This is a genomic window from Xanthomonas hortorum (genome assembly GCF_024339125.1).
GTDB lineage: Bacteria > Pseudomonadota > Gammaproteobacteria > Xanthomonadales > Xanthomonadaceae > Xanthomonas > Xanthomonas hortorum.
Genome location: NZ_CP101417.1, coordinates 1534617 through 1546453, shown reverse-complemented (window position 1 = coordinate 1546453; position 11837 = coordinate 1534617). Strand labels below are relative to the sequence as shown.

Sequence of the window (11837 nt, the reverse complement as noted above, 5' to 3'; positions counted from 1 at the left end):
GGCGACGGCAACGGCTGCCTCAACGCTTGCCGCCCACTTCGATGAACTGCAGGAATTCGGCGCGGGTGCGGGCGTCTTCGCGGAAGCTGCCGAGCATCTTGGAGGTCACCATGCTGACGCCGCGCTTGTGGATGCCGCGGGTGGTCATGCACTCGTGCGAGCCTTCCACCACCACGCCCACGCCGCGCGGTTGCAGCACGTCCTGGATGCACTGGGCGATCTGCGCGGTCATCTTTTCCTGCACCTGGAAGCGGCGCGCGTAGCTTTCCACCACGCGGGCGAGCTTGCTGATGCCGACCACCTTGCCGCGCGGCAGATAGCCCACGTGCACCTTGCCGATGATCGGCGCCATGTGGTGCTCGCAATGGCTTTCGTAGGAGATGTCGCGCAGCACGATCAGCTCGTCGTAGCCGGCCACCTCTTCGAAGGTGCGCTCCAGGTACGCGCGCGGTTCTTCGCGGTAGCCGCTGAACCAGTCGCCATAGGCCTCGGCGACCCGGCGCGGGGTGTCGAGCAGGCCCTCGCGGGCCGGGTCTTCGCCGGCCCAGCGCAGCAGGGTGCGCACGGCTTCTTCGGCCTGGGCCTGGGTGACGGAGGAATCGGGCTGGTCGGACTGGCTCATGCGCAGGTGCACCCAAAGGGGGCGAGCATGGTACCCGAGGACAGGCCAGCCGCCCCAGTGGCGGTTGCGCCGGCTTGGACGGGTTCAGCAGCTATTGATTCATTATTGAATTGATAGCATCCTATCTATTATGACGAATCCCCCTCTGTCCTCCCGTGCGCAGCTCAGTTCCGGGCTGCTGGTCGCCGCCCGTCAATGGCAGCGGCTGGCCGACCAGGCACTTGGCGAATTTGGCCTGTCCAGCGCCTGCACCGGGCCGTTGCTGATGATCGGCCGCTCCGGCGGCGGTATCCGCCAGGTGACGCTGGCTCAGCAACTGGGCATGGAAGGCCCCTCCCTGGTACGGCTGCTGGACAAGCTGTGCGCGCAGACGCTGGTGCGCCGCGAGGCCGACAGCAGCGACCGTCGCGCCAATCAGTTGTGGCTCACCGACGCAGGCCAGGCGCTGGTCGGTCGCATCGAACTCCGCCTGGATGCGCTGCGCGCCGAGGTGTTCGGCACGCTCAGCGAGGCGCAGGTGCAGGTAGTGCTGACCTTGTGGGAGCAGATCGCTCAGGCGCATGCGCGGCTGGGCCAGCCCGACTAAGCCCCATGCGCGGCCCATGCGGCGCGCGATGACAGTGCAGATGGCCGGCGCGCGCCATGCCGCGGGGCGTCTTTTTCTCTTCAGGAAGTAAGCGATGTACGGCGAATTCAGTCTCTACGGTGTGTTCGTACCCACCCTGCTGGCGTTGATGACGCTGGCCTACCTGCTCAACAGCGCCATCGGCGCGCTGCTGACCCGCGCCGGTGCGTACCGGCATGTCTGGCACCCGGCGCTGTTCAACCTGGCGCTGTACATCGCGCTGCTGGGCGGCCTGTTTTTCCTTACCCGTTGGATGCAATCGTGAACAAGCTGATCAAAAGTGCGGGGCCGGCGCTGCTGACCCTGGCGATGGTGGTGGTGGCCGCGTTGATGCTGCAGCACCTGTGGCGTTACTACATGGAGGCGCCGTGGACGCGCGATGCGCACGTGGGCGCCGATGTGGTGCAGGTGGCGCCGGATGTGTCCGGGCTGGTGGAATCGGTGGCGGTGGCCGACAACCAGGCGGTCAAGCGCGGCCAGCTGCTGTTTGTGGTGGACCGCGCGCGCTATGCGATCGCGCTGGAACAGGCGCGCGCCGCGCTGGCCGAGCGCCAGGCCACGTTGAGCCAGCTGCGCCGCGAAATTGCGCGCGACCGCAGCCTGCAGGACCTGGTCGCCGCCGAGGATGCCGAGGTGCGCCGCTCCAATGTGCTCAAGGCGCAGGCCGCCGTGGCCACCGCGCAATCGGCGGTGGACCTGGCCCAGCTCAATCTGGACCGCACGCAGGTGCGCAGCCCCGCCGATGGCCATGTCAGCGACCGCACCGTGCGTGTGGGCGATTACGTCAGCGCCGGGCGCCCGGTGGTGGCGGTGCTGGATACCGGCTCGTTCCGTGTCGATGGCTATTTCGAAGAAACCCGCCTGCACGGCGTGCATGCCGGCCAGCGCGTAGACGTGCGCCTGATGGGCGAGCCGGTGACCTTGCATGGGCATGTGCAGAGCATCGCTGCCGGTATCGAAGACCGTTACCGCAGCGGCAGCGCCGGCGCGTTGCCCAACGTCACCCCGGCGTTCGACTGGGTGCGGCTGGCGCAGCGCATCCCGGTACGTATCGTGCTGGATCAGGTGCCCAAGCACGTGCAGCTGATTGCCGGGCGCACCGCCACCGTGACCATCCTGCCGGATGCCATGCGCGACGCCGCCGCCACCGCGCCCGCCCGCGTGCAGGCCGAGGCCGCGCCATGAACCGCGCCGTATTGCGTCCCCTGGGACTGGCCACGCTGCTGGCCGCATTGAGCGCATGCACCACGGTCGGCCCGAACTACGCCGTGCCGGACGATTCGGCCTACCAGCGCCCGGCCGCCAATGCCGCGTTTCTCGACACCGGCAACGACCAGGTGCACCCCGGGGCACCGCTGCCGGCACGCTGGTGGGCGCTGTATCAGGACCCGATGCTGGACGAAATGATCGAACAGGCGCTGCGCGACAACGTCGAGTTGAAGGTCGCAGGTGCCAACCTGCGCCGCGCCGCTGCGGTCTACGAACAGGCGCTGGACGCGGGCGGCTTCGATTACGAAGTGGAAGCCGGCGTCAGCCGCGCGCAGGTCTCGGCCGAAGCCTTCCTGCAGCAGGAAAAGCTGCCGGTGTTCAACCTGGCCGACGGCAAGTTCGGGGTGTCGTACCAGTTCGATCTGTTCGGCAAGCTGCAACGCGGTGCCGAGGCCGCGCAGGCCGATACGCAAGTCGCCCAGGCCGCGATCGATCTGGCGCGCGTCAACGTGGCCGCGCAGGTCGCCGGCAGTTATGTGGAGATCTGCCACGCCAATCACGAGCTGCACGTGGCCGAGCATTCGCTGCAATTGCAACAGCGCAGCCGCGACATTACCCAACGCCTGATCGATGCCGGCCGTGGCACACCGCCCGATCTGGCCCGCGCCACCGCGCAGGTGGCGATGCTGGAAGCGGCGCTGCCGCCGCTGCGCGCGCGCCGCCAGGCGGCCGGTTACCAACTGGCCGCGCTGCTCGGCAAGACGCCTGGCGAAGTGCCTGCCGGTGTGGACCGCTGCGCGGATGCGCCGGCTTTGCAGCAACCCATTCCGATTGGCGATGGCCGCGCGCTGCTGGCGCGTCGCCCGGACGTGCGCCAGGCCGAGCGCCGGCTGGCGGCGGCCACTGCGCGCATCGGCGTGGCCACTGCCGAGCTGTATCCGGATATCCGCCTGGGTGGCTCGATCGGCGCCACCGGCCTGCTGGCCGACTTCGGTGAGCCGGCCACACATGCCTGGTCGTTTGGCCCGCTGATTTCCTGGACGCTGCCGTCCAGCGGTGCGCGAGCCCGCATCCGCGCCACCGAAGCCGGCGCGGACGCGGCGCTGGCGCAGTTCGACAACACCGTGCTGCAGGCGCTGCGCGAGGTGCAGACCACGCTGTCGCGCTACGCGCAGGATCTTGACCGCCTGCATCTGCTCGAACAGGCGCAGCAACAGGCCGAACTGGCCTCGTCGCAGAACCGGCGCTTGTATCAGGGCGGGCGCACGCCGTATCTGTCCAGCCTGGATGCCGAGCGCACGCTGGCCACCGCCGACATGACGCTGGCCAATGCGCAGGCGCAAGTCTCGCAGGATCAACTGCAGCTGTTCCTGGCGCTGGGCGGCGGTTGGGAAACCACCGCCGGCCACACCGATACGACGGCCGCACGATGAAGGCGCTGCTGCGCGATCGCCAGGCCTGGCTGTTTTCGGCCAAGACCTTCGCCGCCTCGATCGCGGCGTTGTATGTGGGGCTGGCCGGCAATCTGTCGCGGCCGTACTGGGCAATGGCCACGGTCTACATCGTCTCCCAACCGCTGCTCGGCCCCACCCGCGCCAAGGGCGTGTACCGCGTGCTCGGTACCTTGCTGGCCGGCGCGGCGACCCTGGTGATGTTGCCGAACCTGGTGGAGACGCCATTGCTGCTCAGCGCGGCGATGGCGTTGTGGCTGTCGGCCTGCTTGTTCTTGGCGCTGCTCAATCGCGGCCCGCGCGGTTATGCGTTCCTGCTGGCCGGCTATACCACCGCGTTCATCGGCTTCCCTGCGGTGACATCGCCGGAAGGCATCTTCGACACCGTGGTGGCACGCAGCGAGGAGATCATCCTGGGCACGGTGATGGCGGTGCTGTTCGCGTCGCTGGTGTTTCCCGCCTCGGTGCGACCGATGCTCACCGCGCGCATCGGCAACTGGATGCAGGACGCCGCGCAATGGTGCCGGCAGGTGCTGCAGCGCGGCCCATCGCAGGCGCCGCGCAATCGCCTGGCTGCAGACCTGGTGCAGTTCGAGGCCTTGATCGCCTTCGTGCGCCACGACGACCCGCGCCATGCCGGTGCCGCGCCCACGCTGGAACACCTGCGCGCACGCATGCTGTTGTTGCTGCCGGTGCTGTCGTCGATCGCCGACCGCCTGGATGCGGTGCAGCGCGACGGGTCTGCGTTGTCGCCCGATATCGCTGCGCTACTGGACGACGTCGCTGCCTGGGTGGATCAGGGTGACCGAGCGCGCAACGAAGATGATGTTGCCGCATTACGCGCACGTATCGCCGCGCACCACCCGGTGGTGGATCAGGACATCGAACATTTACTGCTGGCGAGCTTGCTGCTGCGGCTGGAAGAACTGCTAGACCTGTGGCAGGACTGCCGCGCGCTGGAGCATTCACTCTTACAAGGCACTGCGACTCCTGTGCTGCGTGCAACGCCCAGTGCGGCGAGACACCCTGCAACGGCGGAATCATCCAACCGGGCTGACACTGCGCAAAGCGATCCCCCTGTGCGTTCTCGCACGCGGCCTTCGTTGCTGCAGATTCTGGGCTGGTCGCGACGCCATGCTGTAACGACTGAATCAACCGAACGGGCTCAGGCTGCGCAAAGCGAAACCGCCGCGCGTTCGCGCATGCAGTCTTCGTTGCTACAGCGCCTGGGCTGGTCACGGCGCAATGCTGCAACCGCAGTTCCTCCAGAGCAGGCTGAGGCTGCATTGCTCGGGCACACTGGGCAGCTACGTCAGCGCTCCTCACTAGTGCAGCGACTTACCGGGTCACCGCGCGACACAGCCGATGCACCGGCACCTGCCAGCACCGCACGCCATATCGATTTCGGCATGGCCGCATTCTCCGCATTGAGCGCGGGCTTCGCATTGATGGCGTACTGCGTGCTATGGATCGGCATCGGGTGGGAAGGCGGCGGCAACGGCGCGATGATGGCCGCGGTCACAGCCGCGTTCTTCGCCGCACAGGACGACCCTGCGCCGAGCATGCTGTCGTTCCTGACCTGGGCGGTAGTGGCCAGCGTGGTCGCCGGCATCTATCTGTTCGGCATCTTCCCAGCCATCCACGATTTCCCCATGCTGGTGCTGGTGCTGGCGGCGGTGTTCCTGCCGATCGGCGCGTTGCTGCATCGCCCCAAGAGCATGTTGATCGCACTGCCGCTGGTGGTGAATCTCACCGCGTTGCTGAGTTTGCAGAACACCTATAACGCCAACATCCAGAGCTTCGTCAACGCGGCGGTGGCGATGGTGTTGGGCATTGGATTTGCCGTGGTGCTGACGCGGTTGTTTCGCTCGGTGGGTGCGGAATGGAGCGCGCGCCGCCTGGTGCGCCAGGGCTGGCGCACGCTGGCCGAGGCTGCGGAAGGCCACGGTGCACAAGACCGGCAACAGTTCGCCTCCCGCATGCTGGACTTGCTTGGCTTGCTCGCACCACGCTTGGCACTGACGCCGGAAGGCAGCGATCTGGCCTCGGTGGATATGCTCAACGAAGTGCGTGTGGGCTTGAACATCCTGCAGCTGCGCAGCGCGCGGCATGGTTTGCCGCAGCCGAGCATTGATGCTGTGGACGCGATCCTGGCCGAGGTTGCGGCGCACTACCGGCAGCAGGTTGCACACAAGCAGCCATTGCCTGGGCCGGATGCGCTACGCGATCGCCTGGATGCGTCGCTGGCGCGCGTCGGCAAAGTACCGGTGGGTACGCATCGCGATGAAGCGCTGCTGGGTTTGATTGGGCTGCGTTACAGCGTGTTTGCAAAGACAGTACAGCAGCCCAAAGAGATCACACAAAAACGGCCTGCTTTAGCCCCTCTCCCCTCGGGGCGATAAGGCACTGCTTGCGCGCCACTGGCGCGCGTGCCTTGGAGCGCCCGCGCCGCAAGCGCGGGCCGGGGCGCGGAGCGGGGGTTGGGGTGAGGGTACGGGGCGAAGTCACTGGCAATAGATCACACGAGGCTTCGCACGTACCCTCATCCGCCCTTCGGGCACCTTCTCCCGACGGGAGAAGGGAGCTAGCTATCAAGCTTGCGGTTGCATCAACACATCAGCGCTTGCGCTGATGCATCGCCGCTTCGTCGTCCAGCCAGTTGCTGCCCTTGTTGGTCAGGAAGAACATGTACACCACCAACGACACTGCGATCACCGCGGTTGCATAAATCACGAACTCGCTCACGTGGCCCGTCTTCAACGAGGCCTGATACAGCAACGGCGCAGTGCCGCCAAACGCAGAGTTCGCCAGCGCATAGCCCAGGCCGACGCCCAGCGCGCGCACGTGGGTCGGGAACAATTCCGCCTTCACCACCGCATTGATCGAGGTGTAGCCGGTCAGGATCACAAAGCCCACGGTGAGGATGGCGAACGCGGTCAACCAGTCGGTCTGCTTGGGCAGCTCCATCACCAGGAACCAGGTGTAGAGCACCCCACCGATGCCGAAGAACACCAGCAGGCTCTTGCGCCCGACGATGTCGGACAACCAACCGCCAATGGGCTGCATCAGCATCAACACCGTCAGCGCGACCAGGTTGATGATGGTGCCGGCCATCACGTCGCCACCGGCAAACGCGGTCTGGATCATCTTCGGCCCGGTCACCGAGTAGGTGTAGAACGCGATCGTGCCGCCGGCAGTGATCAGGAAGCACAGCAGCAGCGGACGCCACTGATTGACGAACAGCTCGCGCATCGAACCGGAGGCCTTGGCCTTGCCGGTGCGCGAATCGGCGATGGATTCGGAGCTCAGCGACTCGTCCATGCTCTGGCGCAGCCAGAACACCACCAACGCACCGATGCCACCCAGGCCGAACGCCACGCGCCAGCCCCACTCGGACACCTGCGGCACATCGAAGAAATGCAGCATCACCAGCAACGTGGTCTGCGCCAACACGTGGCCGCCAACCAGCGTCACGTAATGGAACGACGACAGAAACCCGCGCCGGCCCGGAATCGCCGCCTCGGACATATAGGTCGCGCTGGTGCCGTACTCGCCACCGGTGGCAAAGCCCTGCAGCAGACGCGCCAGTAGCAGGATGATCGGCGCGGCGATGCCGATCGTGGACACCGTCGGGGTGATCGCGATGACGAACGAGCACAGCGCCATCATCGACACCGAAATCGTCAACGCCAGGCGCCGGCCGTAACGGTCGGCAAAGCGGCCGAAGTACCACGCGCCGATCGGGCGCATCAGGAAGGTCATCGCAAAGATCGCCCACACGAACATCGTGGCGTTCTTGTCTTCCTTGGAGAAGAACTGCGATTCGAAATAGACCGCAAACACCGAATAGACGTAAACGTCGTACCACTCGACCAGATTGCCGGCCGAGCCCTTGAGCGTGTTGGACACCGAACGGCGAAGGCTACCGGGAGCTGCGCCAGAACCGGCGGCAATCGGGGACGTTGGGGGTGCGCTCATGCAGTCAGAACCTTGTGGGTGGGACACCCGGCAGTATAGGTGCGCGCTTGTGTGACGCATGTAAGCATTTCGGCGCATAGGCAGGCGCCACGCAAGCGGCTAGTGCGTCCGGTTTGCGAGCGGGCGGCAGCCAACGCGGAGCGTGCGCTTGTGTCGTTCCATAACGACGTCCACTAGTTGCGCTTATAGCGCTTCAGCCCGCTTTCGGCGTCGGCGCAGCAAGCGATTTGCCGCTTGGATACCGATCGATGACTAGGGCAACACCTGCTTGAGCGTATCGATAAACGCACGCAGGCCCGGTGGAATCTGGCGATGTCCCGGGTAATACAGCACCAGTCCCGGAATGGCCGGGCACCACTGCTCCAGCACGCGCACCAGCGTGCCGCGCGCCAGTGCAGGCATCGCCGCATGCTCGGGCACATAGGCGATGCCAAGGCCGGCCTCGGCCGCCTCGCCCATCATCAGAATCTGGTCCAGCGTCAGCCGTCCCGGCACATCGATCGCCACCTCCTGACCGCGCCGCTCGAACTCCCAGCGATACAGCCTGCCGCTGGGCATGCGATGACGAATGCACGCATGACGATGCAGATCGTCCGGCGTGTCCGGGCTACCGGCGCGCTGCAGATACGCAGGCGCAGCCACCGCGATGAAACGCGTCTGCCCGCCGAACGGAACCGCAATCATGTCCTGCGGCACCGACTCGCTCAGGCGAATGCCAGCGTCGAACCCGGCCGCCACGATATCCACCAGGCGGCCTTCGCTCACCAGGTCCACCGACAGCGCCGGATACCGCGCCAGCACCTCCGGCACCACCTGCTGCAGCAACAGCCGCACCACCACTTCGGGCGCGTTGATGCGCACCGTGCCGGTGGGCCCGCTACGGAAGGCGTCCAGTTCGCTCAACGCCTGCTCCACATCCTGCAGCGCCGGCACCAGCTTTGCGTACAGGCGCTCGCCCGCTTCGGTCAGCGAGACGCTGCGCGTGGTCCGATGCAGCAGGCGCACGCCAAGGTTGCGTTCCAACGCGCTGATCAGGTGGCTGAGCGAGGACGGCGCCAGCCCCAGCTCGGTGGCTGCACGCCGGAAGCTGCGGTGCACGGCCACACTGGTGAACGCGGCCAGGTCATTGAAGGTGGGCTTGGGCATTAGTGGTCAAAACGCATCAACGCATTCGAATTCTATGGCATAGACCCATCAGTTCCCCGCGCCTAGGGTGGTGTTCCTTCCCCACGCAAAGGCAATGCCCATGTCCAGGACCTGGCTTATCACAGGCGCATCTTCCGGCTTCGGCCGCGGCTTGGTCGAAACACTGCTGGCACGCGGCGAGCGCGTCGCGGCCACGGTGCGGCGCGCGGATGCGCTGGCCGATCTGCAGACACTGCACGGCGAGGCATTGCACGTGTTTCAGCTCGATCTGCGCGACAGCGCAGCAGTGCGCAACGTCGTGGCCCAGGCCTTTCAGATCCTGGGCAGGATCGACGTGATGATCAGCAACGCCGGCTACGGCACGCTCGGTGCGGCCGAGGCCGCCACCGATGCGCAGGTGCGCGCGGTCATCGACACCAACCTCATCGGCTCCATCACGCTGATCCAGGCCGCGCTACCGCACCTGCGTCGTCAAGGTGGCGGGCACGTGGTGCAGGTGTCCTCCGAAGGCGGCCAGATCGCCTATCCCGGTTTCAGCCTGTATCACGCCAGCAAATGGGGCATCGAAGGCTTTGTCGAAGCCGTCGCGCAGGAAGTGGCCGGCTTCGGGATCCACTTCACCCTGGCCGAACCCGGCCCGGCACGCACCAACTTCGGCGCTTCGCTGGTCAGAACCGACATCCCGTCCGACTACGCCGGCACACCGGTCGAGGCACTCAGCCGCGCACTGGACGACGGCAGCTGGGTCATCGTCGGCGACCCGGAGCGCATGGTCGCGGCGATGATCGCCTGCACCGAGCAATCGCCACCGCCGTTTCGCCTGGTCATGGGCGGCAGCGCGTACCACGCCATCCGCGATGCGTTGACCACGCGGCTGGCCGCGCTCGAAAACCAGCGCGACATCGCGTTTTCCACCGACTATCCGGAAGCAGTCGACTGATTCAAGGCCGACCCCGTCAGCGAGTTACCACCGGATCATTGGCACCGGTTCGCTAGAGCATGCCTCAGCCCTGCCCATCACAGGTTTCCACATGACGAGCGCTGACGGCAGCTGGACAGCTCAGCCTGTTGCGCAGGCAGCGGCCCACCGGGTCATTCGCACTGATGTTAGCCGCGGAGCCAATGCAAGAACCCTTTGGGCGATGGCTTATCGAGGCGCTTTGCTTGTCGCGCGACTCGTTGCTTGTTCACCTCGATCTCTACTGCCTCTTCGTATCGCGCCCGGGTGTTCTCCTGAAAACGATCCGACGTTGCCGATGTTGACCCGTTGGCGAACTCAAAATGCTCGAGATCTGGTGACGCCCGAGTTGACGCGTCCCGAAAATAATCCGGTGTTGGCGGAGCTGATATCGGCAAGCCCTCAGGCGACTCCGAACCTGACGCAGCAAGCCTTGACGCTTCTTGAAACCGGGACATGAGCGCCTTCAACGACGCAGACGGTTCCGGCGCCTTGCGAAGCTTGCGCAGATCGTGAGCCTGATAACGCTGCAACAAGTGACGCTCCATCTCTTCCAAGAATTCTATTTTCTTCAGAAAGTCTCTTCTTTCTGGGCTGACATCGACGTTGTGCTTTTCAGGATCTTGACTGACCGTTTCGCTAGCGCCTGAATTTTCATCATGCTCCATGCCCTGGATCTTTTCATAAAGTACGATGCCTTCCATGTCGTTGTTATCGGAAAATAAATTGAAGATATCCTGTTTGTGGGATTCATCGATTTTCTGCCAGAAAAGGTTTTTTGGGTTGGCGTCATGCGCCCAGGGTATCGAAAGCTCATTGTCTGGCTTGACGATGTCGTCTTGTTCTGCCTCGCTCAATCCTTCGTTGATTTTTTCCTCGATGGCCACACGTCCTTCTGGCGCAGCCGCGTTTTTTCTCGGCTCTTCGAGCTCTTCGATTTCGCTGTGCGTGCTGGTGCCGCCGACGTTTAGGAGATGCGCTTGAACGGATGAAGCGGGCTTGTTCATGGCATCGCTAAAAACACCAAGTGGCGCCTCAGCTTCGTGCATCTCTTTAGTTTCTTTGAAAAGTTGTGCCAGCGTTTTGCCTCTTCTGGGCACGTGCGCGGCTCTGACCGGGGCTTGGCCAAGCGTTGCCTGCGTAGCTGGCGCTTCCGCAGGCATTTCACTCGTCGGTCGGGATGCACTGACGCCAGCGGTGGGACTGGCGTCAGGCGATAGCCTGCCACCAGGCGTGAGGCTGTTTTTGCGTGATGTGCTTGCCCCAGAAGTGAAACACAATGTCTGAAGTAAATTTTTCTCGGAATTGACGCTGGGTTTCTGCGATGTCTTCCGACTGGGCGGCCTGCGCGCAAGCGGACTGCCGGGGTCAGGAGCTCGATTGCCCGGCGGCTGGTGCGCGTCCACTCTTGTGTCGCTCGGACCTTGGGCAGCAGATTGCGGCTGCTGTTTATGAAATTTTGGTATGGACAGCAATCTCAAGGGAGGACCTCATCCGATATAAGCGGCCCGCACTGTAGGTGCCTGTGCATTGACCAACGTTGCGGGCAGTCATCGGGGCAGATGTCGTGACTGAATCTATTGCTCAGGTCTGCGCGCGAACGCGTCATGGCTCCTGCAAATTGTTCTGACAAATCTATCGTTGCTCCAACGTCCCATGACCGCACCTCCAGTTCACGATAGAAGACGAAATACTAGAGCTTTGGGCGAACAATCCAGCGCCACATGCCAAGGAGTTAACACTAACTTTACGATTGGTTTGGAGCGGCTATTAAAAGGACTGCGCTTACCGCCAGGCGGGCGCGGCCGGTGTTTGGAATCGGCATGTGCCATTCGTACACTGCGGTTT

General features: G+C 64.6%; 10 protein-coding genes. 6 read left to right on the top strand and 4 right to left on the bottom strand.

Annotated elements, in window-relative coordinates; genetic code table 11:
- Positions 1 to 19: 19 nt before the first annotated feature.
- A complete protein-coding gene (folE, locus tag NMB96_RS06570; RefSeq protein ID WP_043889569.1) occupies positions 20 to 622 on the bottom strand; it encodes a GTP cyclohydrolase I FolE in 603 nt (200 codons plus the stop codon).
- Positions 623 to 752: 130 nt separating this feature from the next.
- Between folE and NMB96_RS06565 the strand changes: the two genes are divergently transcribed.
- The 5 genes from NMB96_RS06565 to NMB96_RS06545 all read left to right on the top strand — a co-directional run bounded on the left by NMB96_RS06565 (position 753) and on the right by NMB96_RS06545 (position 6309).
- On the top strand, positions 753 to 1208 hold the full coding sequence (locus tag NMB96_RS06565; RefSeq protein WP_255086527.1) for a MarR family winged helix-turn-helix transcriptional regulator: 456 nt from the start codon (positions 753 to 755) through the stop codon (positions 1206 to 1208).
- A gap of 94 nt (positions 1209 to 1302) precedes the next feature.
- Positions 1303 to 1512, top strand: coding sequence for a DUF1656 domain-containing protein (locus NMB96_RS06560; protein WP_005996740.1), 210 nt, complete (start codon positions 1303 to 1305; stop codon positions 1510 to 1512).
- Entirely contained in the window at positions 1509 to 2432 is a 924-nt protein-coding gene (locus NMB96_RS06555) for an efflux RND transporter periplasmic adaptor subunit (protein ID WP_255086526.1), read from the top strand. The genes NMB96_RS06560 and NMB96_RS06555 overlap by 4 nt, the downstream gene beginning before the upstream one ends.
- Positions 2429 to 3889: an efflux transporter outer membrane subunit gene (locus NMB96_RS06550; RefSeq protein ID WP_255086525.1), complete on the top strand. Its 1461-nt coding sequence runs from the start codon at positions 2429 to 2431 to the stop codon at positions 3887 to 3889. Before NMB96_RS06555 ends, NMB96_RS06550 begins: the two co-directional genes overlap by 4 nt.
- The gene (locus tag NMB96_RS06545) at positions 3886 to 6309 is read left to right on the top strand and encodes an FUSC family protein (protein ID WP_255086524.1); all 2424 of its coding nucleotides are present in this window, start codon (positions 3886 to 3888) and stop codon (positions 6307 to 6309) included. Before NMB96_RS06550 ends, NMB96_RS06545 begins: the two co-directional genes overlap by 4 nt.
- Before the next feature lie 214 nt (positions 6310 to 6523).
- On the opposite strand, the gene NMB96_RS06540 is transcribed toward NMB96_RS06545, so the two are convergent.
- A complete protein-coding gene (locus NMB96_RS06540; protein WP_043889570.1) occupies positions 6524 to 7885 on the bottom strand; it encodes an MFS transporter in 1362 nt (453 codons plus the stop codon).
- 252 nt (positions 7886 to 8137) lie between these two features.
- Positions 8138 to 9031 carry a LysR family transcriptional regulator gene (locus tag NMB96_RS06535; RefSeq protein ID WP_255086523.1) on the bottom strand — a complete coding sequence of 298 codons (894 nt, stop codon included), beginning with the start codon at positions 9029 to 9031 and terminating at the stop codon, positions 8138 to 8140.
- Positions 9032 to 9131: 100 nt separating this feature from the next.
- Here NMB96_RS06535 and NMB96_RS06530 point away from each other — a divergent pair, with 100 nt between their 5' ends.
- On the top strand, positions 9132 to 9971 hold the full coding sequence (locus tag NMB96_RS06530) for an SDR family oxidoreductase (RefSeq protein WP_255086522.1): 840 nt from the start codon (positions 9132 to 9134) through the stop codon (positions 9969 to 9971).
- A 167-nt stretch (positions 9972 to 10138) separates the two neighbouring features.
- Here the strand turns inward: NMB96_RS06530 and NMB96_RS06525 are convergent, their stop codons facing one another.
- Entirely contained in the window at positions 10139 to 11152 is a 1014-nt protein-coding gene (locus NMB96_RS06525; protein WP_043889594.1) for a hypothetical protein, read from the bottom strand.
- Positions 11153 to 11837: the final 685 nt, after the last annotated feature.

Coding starts and splice junctions, on each gene's coding strand:
- folE (WP_043889569.1), bottom strand. CDS start 622: ATGAGCCAGTCCGACCAGCCCGATTCCTCCGTCACCCAGGCCCAGGCC.
- NMB96_RS06535 (WP_255086523.1), bottom strand. CDS start 9,031: ATGCCCAAGCCCACCTTCAATGACCTGGCCGCGTTCACCAGTGTGGCC.
- NMB96_RS06560 (WP_005996740.1), top strand. CDS start 1,303: ATGTACGGCGAATTCAGTCTCTACGGTGTGTTCGTACCCACCCTGCTG.
- NMB96_RS06540 (WP_043889570.1), bottom strand. CDS start 7,885: ATGAGCGCACCCCCAACGTCCCCGATTGCCGCCGGTTCTGGCGCAGCT.
- NMB96_RS06545 (WP_255086524.1), top strand. CDS start 3,886: ATGAAGGCGCTGCTGCGCGATCGCCAGGCCTGGCTGTTTTCGGCCAAG.
- NMB96_RS06530 (WP_255086522.1), top strand. CDS start 9,132: ATGTCCAGGACCTGGCTTATCACAGGCGCATCTTCCGGCTTCGGCCGC.
- NMB96_RS06550 (WP_255086525.1), top strand. CDS start 2,429: ATGAACCGCGCCGTATTGCGTCCCCTGGGACTGGCCACGCTGCTGGCC.
- NMB96_RS06525 (WP_043889594.1), bottom strand. CDS start 11,152: ATGCCTGCGGAAGCGCCAGCTACGCAGGCAACGCTTGGCCAAGCCCCG.
- NMB96_RS06565 (WP_255086527.1), top strand. CDS start 753: ATGACGAATCCCCCTCTGTCCTCCCGTGCGCAGCTCAGTTCCGGGCTG.